Here is a 16,294-nt window from a genome sequence, read left to right as displayed (position 1 = left end):
AAATCAAAGCCTAGTGGTCTTTTCAATTGTTTATAATTATTGATAATTAGCCTTAAATATGCGCCTAACAATGGTTATTTTCACAACGTAAAATTAATGATGATTTGGAAAATTATTTAAGCCAATTAAATGAGGCGCAGTTAGAGCCAACCATTCAAATAGATGGTCCTATGATTGTAATTGCAGGAGCAGGGTCTGGTAAGACACGGGTGCTTACCTATCGTATTGCTTACATGATGAGTAAAGGGATTGATCCATTCAATATATTATCACTTACCTTTACCAATAAGGCGGCCAGAGAGATGAAGGAGCGTATTGCTCAAATTGTAGGCGCTAGCGAAGCTAAGAATTTATGGATGGGAACGTTCCACTCGGTGTTTGCGAAAATTTTACGTATTGAAGCCGATAAGCTTGGGTATCCCAGTAATTTTACTATTTACGATACCCAAGATTCTGATAGATTAATCGCATCTATTATTAAGGAAATGAACCTTGATAAAGATATTTATAAGTACAAGCAGGTGCGTTCAAGAATATCGTCCTATAAAAATAGCTTGATTACAGTAAGGGCCTATTTTCAAAATCCAGAATTAATCGAAGCTGATACAATGGCCAGACGCCCAAGAATGGGGGATATTTATAAAGCTTATGTAGAGAGGTGTTTTAAAGCTGGGGCCATGGATTTTGATGACTTATTACTGAAGACCAACGAGCTTTTAACACGATTTCCTGATGTACTGATGAAGTATCAAAATCGATTTAGATATATTTTGGTAGATGAGTATCAGGATACCAATCATTCTCAATACTTAATTGTTAGAGCACTTTCAGATAAATTTCAGAATATTTGTGTTGTTGGTGATGATGCGCAAAGTATTTATGCGTTTCGAGGGGCTAACATTAATAATATTTTAAATTTCCAAAAAGACTATGACGATGTAAAGGTGTTTAGACTTGAGCAGAATTATAGGTCTACCAAAAATATTGTTAATGCAGCCAATTCTATCATCGATAAAAACCAGACAAAATTAGATAAGGTTGTTTGGACTGCTAATGATGAGGGAGGGAAGATTAAAGTACACCGGTCTTTAACCGATGCCGATGAGGGGCGTTACGTGGCAAGTACTATTTTTGATAATAAGATGAATAATCAACTTAATAATAGTGATTTTGCCATTTTATATAGAACCAATGCCCAGTCAAGATCTATTGAAGATGCCTTGCGAAAACGAGACATACCGTATAGAATTTATGGCGGATTATCATTTTATCAACGTAAAGAAATTAAAGATGTGCTCTCCTACCTAAGGTTAATAGTAAACCCTGCCGACGAGGAAGCTCTAAAACGTGTTATCAATTTTCCACCTCGTGGTATAGGACAGACCACTATGGATAAGCTAATTGTTGCTGCTAACGGATACAACCGTACCATTTTTGAAGTGATGAAACATATTGATAAAACGGAAATTAAAATCAATTCAGGAATAAAAACGAAACTCCAGAATTTCGTGACTTTAGTTGAAAGTTATCAGGTTATAAACCAAACAGCCGATGTTTTTGAATTGGCAGAACATGTTACACGAACTAGTGGTTTAATCAAGGAGTTTAATAAAGATGGTACACCAGAAGGCGTGACCCGAATGGAAAATATTGAGGAGCTCTTGAACGGTATGAAGGATTTTGTTGAGGGGCAAAAGGAAATAGCCGATACTACTGGGTCTTTGGCTGAATTCTTAGAAGATGTGGCTCTGGCTACCGATTTAGATGCCGATAAGGGTGACACAGATCATGTAGCTCTCATGACCATACATTTGGCTAAGGGCCTCGAATTTCCATATGTATATATTGTTGGTCTGGAGGAAGATTTGTTTCCAAGCGCTATGAGTATGAATACGCGCAGCGAACTTGAAGAAGAACGACGTCTCTTTTATGTGGCGCTCACACGCGCAGAAAAACAAGCCTATCTTACCTATGCCTTATCTAGGTATCGATGGGGAAAGCTTGTAGATTCAGAGCCCAGTAGGTTTATTGAAGAGATTGATGAACAATACCTTGAAGTATTAACTCCAATAGAGGAACGACGTATAAATCCTATGTTATCTGCCGATATTTTTGGAGATGTTGAACCCAATACCATACGCTATAAACCTGCTAAGCAGCCTGTGTTTAAAAAGGGAAGTACTAAAAAAGAGCCTGAAAAATATCAAGCGCCAATAACAAAGAATTTAAAACCACTATCTAAAACAGATAGTAATTCAAATTTGTTTGATACTAAACTTACTGTTGGGAATACTGTAAAACATATTAGGTTTGGAACGGGAGAAGTTTTAAAAATAGAAGGTGCTGGCGCAGATATAAAAGCTGAAATTAAATTTCAGCATGGGGGAACCAAGAAATTATTATTACGTTTTGCCAAACTAGAGGTCATTGGGTAAGAACTCGGTTTATTTAACCATTTTTACGGAGTTAATATGACCGTTTCCATCGTACTCTTTAACAGTGTTTTCAGGATCTACAATCCAATGACCATCTACTATAAATTTATAATGGTGTTTACCTCCTGAAAGTGGCATAACATATTTCCATCCATAATCCATTTTTCGCATTACCAGTTGGTGTTCATTCCAGTTATTAAAAGATCCCGTTAAAACAACTTTTTCGGCATTAGTATACCCTCGTAGTTTAAAGGTGGTATACGCTTTAATATCTAAAACTGAATTATACGCATTAAATTCGTTTTCTATTTTATTGGGGTTGTTAGGGTCTTCCATCCAGTGTCCATCTACAATAAACCGGTACTGGTAAATATCGGGTCTCATATTTAAAATAAGCTCCCAGCCCCAACTAGTTTTTTTCATTTTAAAGGCTTGCTCATCCCATTTGTTAAAAGAACCCGCTAAAATGACTTTCTTGGCATTTAAAAAACCAAATAGTTTAAAATGCGCATTACCTTGTATATCAGGATAGGCCGTATACATGTTCAAATTATAAACCCCTTTTAAGCGTTTGCCATTTTTCTTGGCTTTGGTGGCATTGGCATCGTATTTTGAAGGTTCAGCCCAAAACGAATTATTAATTACGAATTTAAATTCCCAGGAAAACGCATCATTAAAATCAAGAATACTTTTTTTGAGCTGGTAATGGTAAGCGTCTATTTTATTCATTTTCCAGTCATTCTTAGACCAAGAGTTAAATTCTCCTGAAACTACAACACTTTCAATGTTAAAGTCATCGAAGTCTAGCGTTTGGCCAGTATGCTCTTGCGTAAATTTTGAGTATTCACGTACGTCGAAAGAAAAAACAATGGAGTCGCCCTCTAAGCTATACCCCTTGTATGGGGTGCTTTGAGCGTAACCAGAGTGCATGAATAGGCAAACACAAATTATTAAAAGAGGCCCTTTAATTGTGTTTAATGAAATAGTATGGGGAAGTCTATAAAAGATAACTGTTCTTTTTGATAATTAATTATTGTTCTTTTTTGAGCAAAAAACTCGTACCCTAAAATACCATCAAGCGATACACCAAAGGCTTCGTTTATCTTGTTCAAATTTGTAAGAACCGTTACCATGGGACCAAAATAAGTTGATTCGCTCAATTTTACTCTGTGCAATTTTCCTGCCAAAACTTCAATTTTTTTACCACCAATACCAGATAACTTCAATCTGTTTTTAGGGATAAAATACTTCAAGGCTTTCTTGCTAATGCGCTTGTTAATTTGGTTGAACTCTGCGGCAGAATCAATACCAAATGTCGCATCTTCATGGTTAATAGTGCCTTTTACAGTAATAGTATGCCCTTTCAATTTAAAAGGAATGCTATCACTTATTTTTTCTAAATATAAGTGTTTATTCATTTTGTTTCCAAAAGAATCCACTTTTGTAAGTGTGATCTGGTTTAAATACATGTCAATAAAAACCTCATAATCTTTTAAAATATTATACCCTATAATACCAAGTATTTTAACCTTTTTACTTTTCTCAATAGCCGATAAATTAATAATATGAGCTGTTTTGTTTTCAAGGCTAAAGTTCTCAAGAATGAATGTTTTAATTCGTTTTTGATAATTATTTTCTACATTTTGTAGTATACCAGTAGCATGTATCGAAACGTTTTGCTGATTATAAAGCTTAGGAAAATGAACCTCGTTTAAAATCATAGATTCAGATCCTGTATCAATAATAAAATTTCCTTTTTGATTGTAAATTTCGGCATTAACCACAATAAGGTGATCTACTAATTTAAATGGAATTCTGGTTGTATATTGATCAATCTTCTCAGCCTTAGAGAAAATAATAGGGGGTGAGGTGCTATTATGTGCATTTAATAGAAATCCACATTTAAAAAATAGCAGTATACTTAATAGAAGCATTCTCATATTGTTAAGACTGAAAAAAAACCTAATTGTTACAGTCTTATACTATAAAAACTTATTCGTAATAAAGATTTTAAGTTTAGCCCAAACATCTAAAATTTCGCCTATACCTAGCCCATGACCAACATTTGGGTATAGGGTAAATTCATGGGGTACACCAAGAGTTGCAAGTTTATCTCTCATATCGAGACCTTGAGAGATTGGCACTAATTCATCATTCTCAGCATAAAACATAATAGTTGGAGGCGCAACAGACGTAACTTGATGATAGGGACTTGCTTTTTCAAGTAACTGGATTGTGGGCGTTTGTCCAAATAAGTCAATAAGAGGTTCAATAATAGGAGAAGTATTGTTTAAGTAGACGGGGTCGGTAAAGTTTGTAGGGCCAACAATACTGCAAACCATCTCTACTTGTTTATTAGAATCGAAGGCATAAGACCATAACATGGACAAATGAGCTCCTGCACTTATACCTATAAAACCAATAGTATCGGAAATAGTATACTGCTCCTTGTTAGCCACTAAAAATTGAACAGCTTCTGTTATATCATCAATCTGCATGGGGTATGGCGGTCTGTTAGTGCTAGCTAATTGGTAGTTTATATTGGCGATAGCTACATCCGGAAAATCTTGTTTTATAAGTTCTTTTACAAAATTCATATCGGCCTTATCACCAGAGGTCCAACCACCTCCATGAACTAAAATAAGGGTTTTAGTAGCCGTAGTTCTGTTGGCTGGCAAGAATATATCTAGGATTTGATTGGTTTTGGGACCATAGCTAAGAGCTTCGCTGGCATAGCTTTTAGAAGGATCAAATCTATTAATGATTACTTCTTCATCATTTGTATTTGAACAACCCACGTATAGAAACATACACAGAGCGAGAATTAAAGTAATTCTTAAGTATCTCATGTTGAAAATAATATTTACTTTGTGTAATGTAAAGATAATTGATATTATTATGGCTATTTCGTTGAGAATTTATGAAGAGAATCCTAATCCTAGAGAAATAGAAAAGGCGGTTGAGATACTACGAAAAGGTGGACTTATTATATATCCAACAGATACGGTATATGGCTTAGGCTGCGATATAACAAATATTAAGGCTTTGGAACGTGTGGCCAAAATAAAGGGTGTGAAATTAGAAAAGTCGAACTTCTCCTTTGTATGTAGCGATTTAAGCAACTTAAGTGATTATGTTAAACAAATAGATACCTCGGTTTTTAAAATCTTAAAAAGAGCTTTACCAGGTCCCTATACGTTTATTCTTCCAGGATCTAAATCACTGCCTAACCCGTTTAAAAAAAGAAAAACGGTGGGTATAAGAGTGCCAGACAATAATATTGCATTAGACATTGTGAGGCAATTAGGAAATCCCATAATCTCGACATCCATACATGATGAAGATGCCGTTTTGGAATACACCACCGACCCAGAGCTGATTCTTGAAAAATGGGATAATTTAGTCGATTTGGTTATCGATGGGGGGTATGGGGACAATCAAGCCTCAACCGTTATTGATTTATCAGAAAGAGAACCGGTTGTTGTTCGTGAAGGTAAAGGCGATCTAGAGATTTTTTAAGATAAAATTCTAAAAATATTAGTAATCTAAAAACAACAAAAAGCCCAACTTTTTAAGTTGGGCTTCTCTATAATTTAAAATAAGCTTTAACTAGTTTCCTCCAGCCTCAAGATTTTTCATTTCTTTTTCAATCATGTCATAAAACTGATCGATTTTAGGCATTACCACAACGCGCGTACGTCTGTTTTTTGCTCTATTAGCAGCCGTGTCATTTGGTGCTAATGGCACATACGAACTACGTCCAGCCGCAATTAATTGAGAAGGGTTAACATCTAAATCTTGTAAAACTCTAATGATAGAAGTAGAACGTTTAACACTTAAATCCCAGTTATCTATTAATGGTGCTTTGTTATAAGGCACATCATCGGTGTGTCCTTCAATCATGCACTCAAAATCAGGTTTACTGTTTACCACTTTAGCTACTTTAGCTAGCACTTCTTTAGCTCTTGAAGTTACGTTATAACTACCACTTTTAAATAATAATTTATCGGCAATAGAGATAAATACCACACCTTTTTCAACATTTACCTCAATGTCTGGATCGTTAATACCAACTTCTCTTTTTAAGCTTGTTACCAAGGCTAGTGTAACACTATCCTTTTTTGTTAAAGCATCTTGCAAGCGAGATATTTTTAACTCTTTTTCTTTGATACTTTCTAAAGTTTTTTCAATACTACTCGCTCCCTTTGCTGATAAGATTTGAAGATTATCATTGTTTTTTCTTAAATCTGCTACTTGCTCCTCTAATGAAGTTGCTCTAGCCGTGGCTGCAGCTCTATCTTCTAAACAAGAATTTAATTTTACGGTTGCAGAGTTAAGCAAATCTTGGGTTTCCTTTTGTTTTGCCTGAAGGTCTGTAAATTGTTTTTTTGATACACATGAACTTAATAATACCATAAAAGATACACTAAGCAATAAGATTTTCTTCATAATTAATTAAGATTAACTTTACTAAATTGTTACACAAAAATATATAAAAATCGGTGGTTCACACCATTTTAACAAAACTTTTACTAACGACTTATAAACTTTTGAAATTCGTTTTTTTATTTACGAAATAATCAAAGACAATAGATGTTTTTTGATAATATTTTATGGTCTGTTTCAAAGATTTGCGCTGTTTTATTAATCGGCTAAAATGTTTGTAAAAACTAAGGTGAGCTTTTACAATTGCAAACGTATGTTGAGGCTTTAGTTCTAAAAGGAATTTTATGCCTGCAATACCATCTAATAACAAACGAAAACATATTAACCCTGAAATGGGTTGTTTGGCATTTTTTACTAAGGCAAAGAGGCTGTTCCTAAAGTTAAGAAATGTTTTTCTGGGATTGGTGTTGCTTAGTGTTGCCCCGCCAAGATGATAAATAACAGAAGCACTGTTGTAGACTACTTTGTAACCTAAATTTTTTGCACGCCAACAGAGGTCAATCTCTTCTATATGTGCAAAGAAATGTTGATCCAATCCTTTTAATTCTTTATAAATGCTACTTCTTATAAACAAGCAGGCTCCCGAGGCCCAAAATATTTCAGTCGTATCGTTATATTGCCCAATATCCTTTTCAATAGTATTAAAAATTCTCCCTCGGCAATAGGGGTAGCCAAACTTATCAATAAAACCTCCAGCGGCACCGGCGTATTCAAAATGGTTTCTTTTGTTGTAATCGAGAAGTTTAGGTTGCATGATACCTACATCTTGCCGAGATGTAAAGGTTTTAAGTATTGGTAATAGCCAGTTTTTGGAAACCTCTACGTCGTTATTTAATAGGCAGAATACGTCAGCTTCAATGTGTTTTAGGGCATCATTATAGCCTTTTGCATAACCACCATTTTCGTTATTCTTTATAATACTTATTGAAGGGAAGTTGTTTTTTACAAAGTCAACAGAATTGTCTGTGGAGGCATTATCAGCAATATAAATCTTGGCTTCTGGAGAGTTTTCTATAACAGTAGGTAAAAACTGTTTAAGTAATTTTTCTCCGTTCCAATTAAGTATAACAATGGCTATATTCATGCGTTATAATCGGGAATTTCTTTTAAAAAGATATAATGTTCGTTTACAAAATCCATTTGGCAATAATAATGATTTAGCCCATTAGTTACCATTAAAAACGATGCATTTAACTTCAAATTATACCTAGCAATCTGGTTAAAAGTTTCTTGAGTAATTTTTACCTTGGGCGCTTTGCATTCAATAACAAGATGAATACTTCCATCAGGATTGTAAACCACAATATCGTAGCGTTTTTTCAAATCGTTTATGGTAATCTCTTTTTCTACATTTATTAACGACTTAGGATACCCTTTAAGTTCTATCAAATATTTTATGCAGTGCTGCCTGACCCATTCTTCGGGTTGTAAAATCACAAACTTTTTACGAATGGGATCGAAAATAGAAACTTTATTTTCTTTATTTTTGAATCGAAAGGAATACTTAGGGAAGTTAAGAGCTTGCAATACGTTTTAGTTTATGTTCCAAAGGTAACCTACATTAATCAATTACCAAAAAACCATCCTGTTTGTTGGATGTAAATTCAAAGCTTTTTTTGATTTGGACGAAGTTAAGCAGCTAGTTACAGATATAAAGAATAAAAACCTTAAGCCCATATATTTTTTAATGGGTGAAGAGCCCTACTACATAGATAAAATATCCGATTTTATTGAAAATGCTATTTTAACGGAGGCCGAGCGCGGGTTTAATCAAATGGTTTTATATGGAAGAGATATTACTACCGATGATATTGTAAGCAACGCAAAACGTTACCCCATGATGGCCGAACATCAGGTGGTTATAATTAAGGAGGCTCAAGATTTATCAAGAACCATTGAGAAATTATCGTCCTATGCCTTAAATCCACAGCCTTCAACCGTTTTAGTACTAAACTATAAGTATAAGAAGCTAGATAAACGCAAAGGACTCTATAAAGCCTTAAAGAAGACTGGCGTTGTTTTCGAGAGTAAAAAACTGTACGAAAATCAAGTCGCAGATTGGATAAGACGGGTATTGGCTCCTAAAAGTTACGCCATTACACCAAAAGCGGCGCAAATGTTAGTAGAGTTTTTAGGAACAGACTTGAGCAAAATAAATAACGAGTTAGAAAAACTTCAGATTATTCTACCCAAGAATACGCAAATTACACCAGAACATATAGAGGAAAATATAGGTATTAGTAAGGACTATAATAATTTTGAATTACGAAAGGCAATAGGTGAAAAAAATGCTGTAAAAGCCTATAAAATTGTAAATTATTTTGCCGAAAACCCTAAAGATAATCCCATGGTTGTCACGGTGTCGTTGCTTTTTAACTTTTTCTCTCAGCTTCTACATTTTCATGGATTACAAGACAAGTCGCCACGCAGTGTAGCATCGGCATTAAGGATTAACCCGTATTTTGTTAATGAGTATATATTGGCTGCCAGAAATTATCCTATGCGTAAGGTTAGTTTAGTTGTTTCAATACTTCGCGATTTCGACGTTAAAAGTAAAGGAGTCGGGGCTAATGCAGTGCCTCAAGGAGATTTGTTAAAGGAATTATTAGTTAAAATTTTAAACTAACCATAACCGTGGACGTTAATATTCATGAAAGTTGGAAGCCTTGGTTGCAGGATGAATTTTCTAAACCATATTTTGAAAGTTTGGTGGATTTTGTGAAGTCAGAATATAAAACTCATACTTGTTTTCCTTCAGGGAAAGACATTTTTAATGCCTTTAATCAATGTCATTTTAATGATGTAAAGGTCGTTATAATAGGTCAGGACCCTTATCATGATGTTGGCCAAGCCAATGGTTTGTGCTTTTCTGTAAACGACGGGATAAAGCATCCGCCTTCACTAATAAATATTTTTAAAGAAATTGAAAGTGACTTAGGAACGCCTTATCCGGAAAGTGGAAACCTTTTGCGATGGGCTAATCAAGGGGTTTTACTTTTAAATGCAACACTCACAGTAAGAGCGCATAAGCCTGGTAGTCATCAAAAAAAAGGATGGGAAACCTTTACAGATGCAGTCATAAAAACGTTAAGTGCTAATAAAAAGGATGTTGTGTTTTTATTATGGGGGGGCTTTGCCAAGAAAAAGGTGAAATTGATAGATAAATCAAGGCATAAGATACTTACTTCAGGACATCCATCACCATTAAGTGCGAATAGGGGGTATTGGTTTGGGAATAAAAATTTTAGTCAAACCAATGCTTGTTTATATAAACTAGGAAAGACAACTATAAATTGGTAAGCTTAACTTCCTGTTGGAGCAAGGGTTTGCGCAATAGGTTTTATAGGTTTTACTTCAACCTCAGGTTTTAACACAACAGGTTTGTTTTTGCTGCTTTTTGAACTGCGTTCTATGTCATTAATCGAGTACTTTAAAAGCAATAAATTAAATAATACCAGTCCTGAAATTACAAGTGTAATTGTTAATAACATGAATGTTTAGTTTTGTTGTTGTTAAAAGTTCGTTCAAAAAAGAACCAATTTCTAAAGTGCGAAATTAATAAAAAAAAGACTACAAATAACTACGTACATATACTTAAATCTGCGTTTTTAGGAATACATAATTCAAATTCGGTTATTTTGAAGATTTGCTTTTTTTTTTAAACTATTTTATTAAAATGGTTTTAAAGAGTTGCTTCTAGAGGCTTTTGATTTGGCTAGTACCAAAACGAAGCGTAAAAATAAAAACTTACTTTTCATTGGTATCATAAGCGTTTTAATGAAATAAAATTTATTTTTGGCTAAAATTAATAATATGGAAAAAGCCAGTTGGGTAACCGCCAAAGAATACCAGGATATTACATATAAAAAATGTAATGGTGTGGCTAGAATAGCCTTTAATAGGCCAAATGTTAGAAATGCCTTTCGTCCCAAAACAACCAGTGAATTATACGATGCTTTTTATGATGCTAATGAAGATGTAACGATTGGAGTCGTTTTATTATCGGCTGAAGGTCCTTCAACTAAAGATGGTGTGTATTCGTTTTGTAGTGGTGGCGATCAAAAGGCAAGGGGGCATCAAGGGTATGTTGGAGAAGATGGGTACCATCGTTTAAATATACTGGAAGTGCAACGCTTAATCCGGTTTATGCCCAAGGCTGTTATTGCCGTTGTTCCAGGATGGGCAGTTGGAGGAGGTCATAGTTTACATGTAGTTTGTGACTTAACATTAGCGAGTAAAGAACATGCTATATTTAAGCAAACAGATGCAGATGTAACCAGCTTTGATGGTGGTTATGGCTCAGCATATTTAGCCAAAATGGTAGGGCAGAAAAAAGCTAGGGAGATTTTTTTCTTAGGAAGAAATTATTCTGCGCAAGAAGCATACGATATGGGGATGGTAAATGCCGTTATTCCGCATAATGAATTGGAAGATACTGCCTACCAATGGGCTCAGGAAATATTAGCAAAATCACCAACTTCTATTAAAATGCTAAAGTTTGCCATGAATTTAACCGACGATGGTATGGTTGGGCAGCAAGTTTTTGCTGGAGAAGCCACCAGACTCGCTTATATGACTGATGAAGCAAAAGAGGGTAGAAATGCGTTTTTAGAAAAGCGTAAGCCTAATTTTGATAAAAAATGGATTCCTTAATGAAAAATGTTTCAATTTTGATTTCGGCTATGCGCTTAAGAACGCTGCCATTGTCTATTTCTGGAATCATCTTAGCTTCTTGTTTGGCTCATTATAATGGCGTATTCGAATGGCGTATTTTTATTTTTGCTATTCTAACGACATTGAGTTTTCAAATCCTTTCTAATTTAGCCAACGATTATGGCGATGGGGTAAAAGGCACCGATAATAACGATCGGATTGGTCCAGAACGCGCTGTTCAATCTGGAAAGATTTCTCCAGAGGATCTCTTCGAGGTTATCAAAATAAATGTGTTAATTTCTATTGGTTTAGCCTTTACACTGATTTTTCAGGCATTTGGAGTAAAGCATTTCTTTTTAACCATAACTTTTTTTGCTTTGGGAATTGCATCTATTGTTGCTGCAATTAGATATACCGTTGGCGGTGGAGCCTATGGCTACAAAGGATTAGGAGATGTGTTTGTATTTGTTTTTTTTGGTCTTGTTAGTGTTATAGGTTGCTATGTTCTTTATGCCAAAAGGATTGATCATGTTGTGTTTTTACCAGCCCTAACAATAGGCTTGTTAAGTACAGGTGTTTTAAACCTGAATAATATGAGAGACCGAATTTCTGACGCTAAATCCAATAAAATCACGCTTGCCGTCATACTAGGAGAATCTCGTGTAAAAACCTATCATTATTTTTTAGTGTTATCGGCTATTTTTATCTCTGCTTTATTTGGGGTGTTATACTATACGTCACCTTACAATCTAATTTTTATAGTCACTTATATTCCGCTTTTATATCACTTAAAGAAAGTAAGAAATACGGATAACCCAAGTCATTTAGACCCAGAATTAAAAAAGCTGGCTTTAACCACAGTTTTATTGGCAGTATTGATGGGGATAGGCCACTTAATGTAGTTTTTTTTTGTAATTTCATGATTTAATTTTTTAACAATGAAAATTACTTTTTACGGTCATGCTAGTTTAGGTATTCAGGTTGGTGACGTTAATATTTTAGTAGATCCCTTTATATCTGCAAACCCTAAAGCGTCTCATATTGATATTAACACACTTGAGGCTGATTATATTTTAGTTACCCATGCGCATCAAGATCATATTTTAGATGTCGAAGCTATTGCAAAACGAACGGGTGCTCAAATAGTATCAAACTTTGAAATTGTATCGTATTTTGAAAAATTGGGAATAGGCGGACACCCAATGAACCATGGGGGTGAGTGGGATTTTGATTTTGGTTCAGTAAAATATGTAAATGCCATACATACCTCGTCGTTTCCAGATGGAAGTTATGGCGGACAACCTGGAGGATTTGTTATTGAAGGAGCTCATAAAAACGTCTATATAGCGGGAGATACCGCCCTAACATATGATATGAAATTGATTCCAATGCAAACTAAATTAGATTTGGCTATTTTACCCATTGGCGATAATTTTACCATGGGCATTGATGATGCCATAACAGCTAGCGATTTTGTTGAATGCGACAAAGTTTTAGGATATCATTTTGATACGTTTGGGTATATAGAAATTAATCATGATTTGGCTAAAAGAAAATTCTTTGAAAAGAATAAGGATTTAATGCTTTTAGAAATAGGAGATTTTATTGAATTGTAGATGATAAAGGCATCTTATAAACGCCATATATTGCATTTTAAACAAGCTAGCGGCACGTCTCGTGGCGTTTTAAAAACCAAAGAAACTTGGTTGCTTTTTTTAGAACAAGGGAATGCTCGTGGTATAGGAGAGTGTGGTTTGTTTAGAGGGCTTTCTTATGACGATAAGCCGCACTATGAAGATCGATTAAATTGGGTCTGCCAAAATATTCACTTAGGAGTTGATGTGTTAATGTCTCAGTTGCATGAATTTCCAAGTATACAAATAGGGGTTGAGATGTCTTTTAAATCTTTGGAGAGTCATGACAAATTTGAATTATTCCCCTCAGACTTTACAAAAAAAGAAGCTCCCATACCAATAAACGGTTTAATATGGATGGGTTCGCAAGATTTTATGCAGAGACAAATTCATGATAAAATTAATAGTGGTTTTAGTTGCATAAAAATGAAGATTGGTGCCATCGATTTTGATGCAGAAATGGAACTGATTAAGGCAATAAGAAAGGAGTTTACTCCTAACGATATTGAAATTCGAGTGGATGCCAATGGAGCGTTTAAACCTGATGAAGCCTTGGAAAAGTTGAAGATTTTATCTGATTTTGACTTACATTCTATTGAACAACCTATAAAACAGGGACAGATTGACGACATGGCAGAATTATGTGAAAAAACACCTTTGCCAATAGCTTTAGATGAGGAATTAATTGGTGTAATCGATGTAACAGAAAAAGCCAAATTGCTTCAAACTATAAAGCCTCAGTATATTATTCTTAAGCCAAGTTTGGTTGGTGGTTTTTCAGGAAGTGACGCCTGGATTAGTTTAGCCGAAAAAGAAAAAATAGGGTGGTGGGTTACTAGTGCTTTAGAGAGTAATATTGGTTTAAATGCAATAGCGCAATACACTTATACAAAAGTGAGTAATATGCCACAGGGCTTAGGGACAGGAGGACTATTTACAAATAATTTTGAATGCCCTTTACGTGTTGCTCAGGGGCAACTCACATACAAAAACAATTTAAACTGGATATTTAATTTATAACGATGTACATAGAACAAGCATATAAAGGACTGCATGAGTGGTGGCGTTATATAATAGGAGTTGCCATTATTTTTAGTGCGTGGCAGTTTGTAGGCATGATACCCTTGTTATCGGCAGTACTATTAAAATCTCTTAATTTGGATGCAGACAGTATCCCAACCGATATTCCAGAAATAATGGACCTGTTAGGTAGCAATCTTTTTCTGTTTTTAATGTTACTCTCTTTTGTTTTTGGGCTTGCTGGAGTTTTTTTGTCAACCAAGCTCATACATAAACTATCCGTTACCAACTTTACTACAGTTAGGCGGAAAATAGACTGGAAACGTTTTTGGTTTATTTTTTTTCTATGGGGGACAGTATCAAGTAGCTTTGTTTTGGTAGACTATTTTATGAATCCAACAGACTATGAGTGGAACTTTAACCTACAGCCTTTTTTAATACTCTCTGTTATTGCAATAGTTTTAATTCCGCTTCAAACAAGTTTTGAAGAATACTTCTTTAGAGGCTATTTAATGCAAGGTTTGGGGGTTGTTTTTAAACATAGATGGTTGCCTTTACTGATTACATCCATAGGTTTTGGTTTAATGCATATTGCTAATCCTGAGGTTGAAAAAATGGGTTATGTTATTATGATTTATTACATTGGTACGGGTTTGTTTTTGGGTGTTATAACACTCATGGATGATGGCTTAGAGCTAGCATTGGGTTTCCATGCTGCGAATAATTTGTTTGCAGCACTCTTAGTAACTGCAGACTGGACTGCCTTTCAAACACACTCTATTTTAAAAGACTTATCAGATCCCGGAGAAATGGCTCTGCTTGAAATATTTATACCTGTATTTGTGGTGTTTCCAATCCTTGTGCTTATTCTTAGTAGAAAATATGGCTGGCATAGTTGGAAGGAAAAACTCATGGGGCCTGTAGAAGAATCGAAAGGTTTAGATAATAATATAAAGGCTATTGGAAGCACGGATACATAAAATAAGATTCTAAGGATTTATAAAGAATAAAATTATAAAATAGTTATGATACCAGATTACACCAAAGTTCATATTAAGTTTAAACTAGACAACGTTAGCTACAATCATGAAGATTTAATGGAAGTAGCCTATAGTTACGTCAAAGAAGGCGTTCCTTATCAACAAAAATTAGGTAATTTTTTATTGGACTGGTTAGATGAAAAAGACTTTGTAACTGTAAGCACTTCAGGATCTACTGGTAAACCCAAAAAATTACAAATTAAAAAACAAGCTATGGTAAACTCAGCCATTGCTACAGGTGATTTTTTCAATTTAAAACCAGGCGATAAAGTACTACATTGTTTACCGTCAAATTTTATTGCGGGAAAAATGATGATGGTACGTGCCATTGTGCTAGGACTTGAATTAGATATGGTAGAACCTTCTGTTTTGCCTCTTATCGATTATGAAAAGGATTATGCGTTTTGTGCTTTTACACCTATGCAATTAAAAAGTTTTGCAAAATATTTAAAAAAGATAAAAACTGTTATTGTTGGAGGAGGTCAAGTTTCAAAGCCCATTAAGGATTCGATTCAAGATAAAAAGCCGCAAGTATATGAAACTTATGGTATGACAGAAACAGTTTCTCATATTGCGGTTAAAAAACTAAACCATATCGAAAATACAGAATCAGAAAATTGTTTTAATACGTTGCCAAACATTAAAGTTTCTCAGGATAAACGAGGTTGCTTAGTGATTAATGCGCCTCAGTTATCTGAGGATAAAATTGTTACCAATGATTTGGTAAATATTGTTTCTGAAACCAGCTTTGAATGGTTGGGTAGAATAGATAATGTCATAAATTCTGGAGGTATTAAATTATTTCCAGAGCAAATTGAAAAAAAATTACAAAGTAAGATAAATGAAGAGTTTTTTATATCTTCTAAACCTGATGATACATTAGGAGAGAAAGTGGTCTTAATATTAGAAAGCGACACTAATGATTTGGATGCTTCAATTTTTGATGACTTAGAGAAATATGAAAAACCAAAGGAAATTATTACTATATCCAAGTTTTCGGAAACATCTTCAGGTAAAATTCATCGAAAAAGGACCCTAGAAATGTTAGATTTTTAATGTAACAAAA

Annotated in this window: 17 protein-coding genes; 10 read left to right on the top strand and 7 right to left on the bottom strand. The window is 34.5% G+C overall.

The window, feature by feature from the left end:
- Window positions 1-104: 104 nt before the first annotated feature.
- Window positions 105-2,435, top strand: coding sequence for an ATP-dependent helicase (locus E5D58_RS07315; protein WP_136481197.1), 2,331 nt, complete (start codon window positions 105-107; stop codon window positions 2,433-2,435).
- A gap of 9 nt (window positions 2,436-2,444) precedes the next feature.
- Here E5D58_RS07315 and E5D58_RS07310 read toward each other — a convergent pair whose 3' ends face one another.
- From E5D58_RS07310 to E5D58_RS07300, 3 genes are read right to left on the bottom strand one after another with little or no spacing between them, the layout of a single operon-like run.
- Complete coding sequence (locus E5D58_RS07310; protein ID WP_136481196.1) at window positions 2,445-3,365, bottom strand: glycogen-binding domain-containing protein; 921 nt, start codon at window positions 3,363-3,365, stop codon at window positions 2,445-2,447.
- Between the two features lie 44 nt (window positions 3,366-3,409).
- Window positions 3,410-4,369, bottom strand: coding sequence for a pepsin/retropepsin-like aspartic protease family protein (locus E5D58_RS07305; RefSeq protein ID WP_168796652.1), 960 nt, complete (start codon window positions 4,367-4,369; stop codon window positions 3,410-3,412).
- A 48-nt stretch (window positions 4,370-4,417) separates the two neighbouring features.
- Window positions 4,418-5,284: an alpha/beta hydrolase gene (locus E5D58_RS07300; protein WP_136481194.1), complete on the bottom strand. Its 867-nt coding sequence runs from the start codon at window positions 5,282-5,284 to the stop codon at window positions 4,418-4,420.
- A gap of 49 nt (window positions 5,285-5,333) precedes the next feature.
- On the opposite strand from E5D58_RS07300, the gene E5D58_RS07295 reads away from it, so the two are divergent.
- On the top strand, window positions 5,334-5,954 hold the full coding sequence (locus E5D58_RS07295; protein ID WP_136481451.1) for an L-threonylcarbamoyladenylate synthase: 621 nt from the start codon (window positions 5,334-5,336) through the stop codon (window positions 5,952-5,954).
- Window positions 5,955-6,044: 90 nt separating this feature from the next.
- Here E5D58_RS07295 and E5D58_RS07290 read toward each other — a convergent pair whose 3' ends face one another.
- The 3 genes from E5D58_RS07290 to E5D58_RS07280 form a co-directional block, all read right to left on the bottom strand.
- On the bottom strand, window positions 6,045-6,884 hold the full coding sequence (locus E5D58_RS07290) for an OmpA/MotB family protein (protein WP_136481193.1): 840 nt from the start codon (window positions 6,882-6,884) through the stop codon (window positions 6,045-6,047).
- Window positions 6,885-6,975: 91 nt separating this feature from the next.
- Window positions 6,976-7,965: a glycosyltransferase family 2 protein gene (locus E5D58_RS07285; protein WP_136481192.1), complete on the bottom strand. Its 990-nt coding sequence runs from the start codon at window positions 7,963-7,965 to the stop codon at window positions 6,976-6,978.
- On the bottom strand, window positions 7,962-8,408 hold the full coding sequence (locus E5D58_RS07280; RefSeq protein WP_136481191.1) for a type I restriction enzyme HsdR N-terminal domain-containing protein: 447 nt from the start codon (window positions 8,406-8,408) through the stop codon (window positions 7,962-7,964). The genes E5D58_RS07285 and E5D58_RS07280 overlap by 4 nt, the downstream gene beginning before the upstream one ends.
- A 94-nt stretch (window positions 8,409-8,502) precedes the next feature.
- Here E5D58_RS07280 and holA point away from each other — a divergent pair, with 94 nt between their 5' ends.
- Together holA and E5D58_RS07270 are read left to right on the top strand one after the other, a co-directional pair.
- Window positions 8,503-9,507 carry a DNA polymerase III subunit delta gene (gene holA, locus E5D58_RS07275; protein ID WP_136481190.1) on the top strand — a complete coding sequence of 335 codons (1,005 nt, stop codon included), beginning with the start codon at window positions 8,503-8,505 and terminating at the stop codon, window positions 9,505-9,507.
- 8 nt (window positions 9,508-9,515) lie between these two features.
- A complete protein-coding gene (locus E5D58_RS07270; protein WP_136481189.1) occupies window positions 9,516-10,181 on the top strand; it encodes a uracil-DNA glycosylase in 666 nt (221 codons plus the stop codon).
- Between the two features lie 2 nt (window positions 10,182-10,183).
- Here the strand turns inward: E5D58_RS07270 and E5D58_RS07265 are convergent, their stop codons facing one another.
- Window positions 10,184-10,372 carry a hypothetical protein gene (locus E5D58_RS07265; protein WP_136481188.1) on the bottom strand — a complete coding sequence of 63 codons (189 nt, stop codon included), beginning with the start codon at window positions 10,370-10,372 and terminating at the stop codon, window positions 10,184-10,186.
- A gap of 322 nt (window positions 10,373-10,694) precedes the next feature.
- Here E5D58_RS07265 and E5D58_RS07260 point away from each other — a divergent pair, with 322 nt between their 5' ends.
- Genes E5D58_RS07260 through E5D58_RS07235 form a run of 6 tightly spaced genes read left to right on the top strand, consistent with a single transcriptional unit; the run spans window position 10,695 to window position 16,284 of the window.
- Window positions 10,695-11,534 (top strand): 1,4-dihydroxy-2-naphthoyl-CoA synthase, encoded by an 840-nt coding sequence (locus E5D58_RS07260; RefSeq protein ID WP_136481187.1) that lies wholly within the window; start codon window positions 10,695-10,697, stop codon window positions 11,532-11,534.
- Window positions 11,534-12,436, top strand: a complete 903-nt coding sequence (menA, locus tag E5D58_RS07255; protein WP_168796651.1) for a 1,4-dihydroxy-2-naphthoate octaprenyltransferase — start codon at window positions 11,534-11,536, stop codon at window positions 12,434-12,436. Before E5D58_RS07260 ends, menA begins: the two co-directional genes overlap by 1 nt.
- A gap of 36 nt (window positions 12,437-12,472) precedes the next feature.
- A complete protein-coding gene (locus E5D58_RS07250) occupies window positions 12,473-13,150 on the top strand; it encodes a metal-dependent hydrolase (RefSeq protein WP_136481185.1) in 678 nt (225 codons plus the stop codon).
- Window positions 13,151-14,188 (top strand): o-succinylbenzoate synthase, encoded by a 1,038-nt coding sequence (locus tag E5D58_RS07245; RefSeq protein WP_136481184.1) that lies wholly within the window; start codon window positions 13,151-13,153, stop codon window positions 14,186-14,188.
- A gap of 2 nt (window positions 14,189-14,190) precedes the next feature.
- Window positions 14,191-15,168: a CPBP family intramembrane glutamic endopeptidase gene (locus tag E5D58_RS07240; RefSeq protein ID WP_136481183.1), complete on the top strand. Its 978-nt coding sequence runs from the start codon at window positions 14,191-14,193 to the stop codon at window positions 15,166-15,168.
- A 45-nt stretch (window positions 15,169-15,213) separates the two neighbouring features.
- Window positions 15,214-16,284: an AMP-binding protein gene (locus E5D58_RS07235; RefSeq protein WP_136481182.1), complete on the top strand. Its 1,071-nt coding sequence runs from the start codon at window positions 15,214-15,216 to the stop codon at window positions 16,282-16,284.
- The last annotated feature ends 10 nt before the right edge of the window (window positions 16,285-16,294 follow it).

Source organism: Cognatitamlana onchidii (genome assembly GCF_004804355.1).
Taxonomy (GTDB): Bacteria; Bacteroidota; Bacteroidia; order Flavobacteriales; family Flavobacteriaceae; genus Cognatitamlana; species Cognatitamlana onchidii.
The sequence above is the reverse complement of the archived record's forward strand: the minus strand, read 5'-3'. Positions and strand labels throughout refer to the sequence as shown.

Coding starts and splice junctions, on each gene's coding strand:
- E5D58_RS07300 (WP_136481194.1), bottom strand. CDS start 5,284: ATGAGATACTTAAGAATTACTTTAATTCTCGCTCTGTGTATGTTTCTA.
- E5D58_RS07295 (WP_136481451.1), top strand. CDS start 5,334: ATGGCTATTTCGTTGAGAATTTATGAAGAGAATCCTAATCCTAGAGAA.
- E5D58_RS07245 (WP_136481184.1), top strand. CDS start 13,151: ATGATAAAGGCATCTTATAAACGCCATATATTGCATTTTAAACAAGCT.
- E5D58_RS07235 (WP_136481182.1), top strand. CDS start 15,214: ATGATACCAGATTACACCAAAGTTCATATTAAGTTTAAACTAGACAAC.
- E5D58_RS07290 (WP_136481193.1), bottom strand. CDS start 6,884: ATGAAGAAAATCTTATTGCTTAGTGTATCTTTTATGGTATTATTAAGT.
- menA (WP_168796651.1), top strand. CDS start 11,534: ATGAAAAATGTTTCAATTTTGATTTCGGCTATGCGCTTAAGAACGCTG.
- E5D58_RS07240 (WP_136481183.1), top strand. CDS start 14,191: ATGTACATAGAACAAGCATATAAAGGACTGCATGAGTGGTGGCGTTAT.
- E5D58_RS07285 (WP_136481192.1), bottom strand. CDS start 7,965: ATGAATATAGCCATTGTTATACTTAATTGGAACGGAGAAAAATTACTT.
- E5D58_RS07260 (WP_136481187.1), top strand. CDS start 10,695: ATGGAAAAAGCCAGTTGGGTAACCGCCAAAGAATACCAGGATATTACA.
- E5D58_RS07305 (WP_168796652.1), bottom strand. CDS start 4,369: ATGCTTCTATTAAGTATACTGCTATTTTTTAAATGTGGATTTCTATTA.
- E5D58_RS07265 (WP_136481188.1), bottom strand. CDS start 10,372: ATGTTATTAACAATTACACTTGTAATTTCAGGACTGGTATTATTTAAT.
- E5D58_RS07250 (WP_136481185.1), top strand. CDS start 12,473: ATGAAAATTACTTTTTACGGTCATGCTAGTTTAGGTATTCAGGTTGGT.
- E5D58_RS07310 (WP_136481196.1), bottom strand. CDS start 3,365: ATGCACTCTGGTTACGCTCAAAGCACCCCATACAAGGGGTATAGCTTA.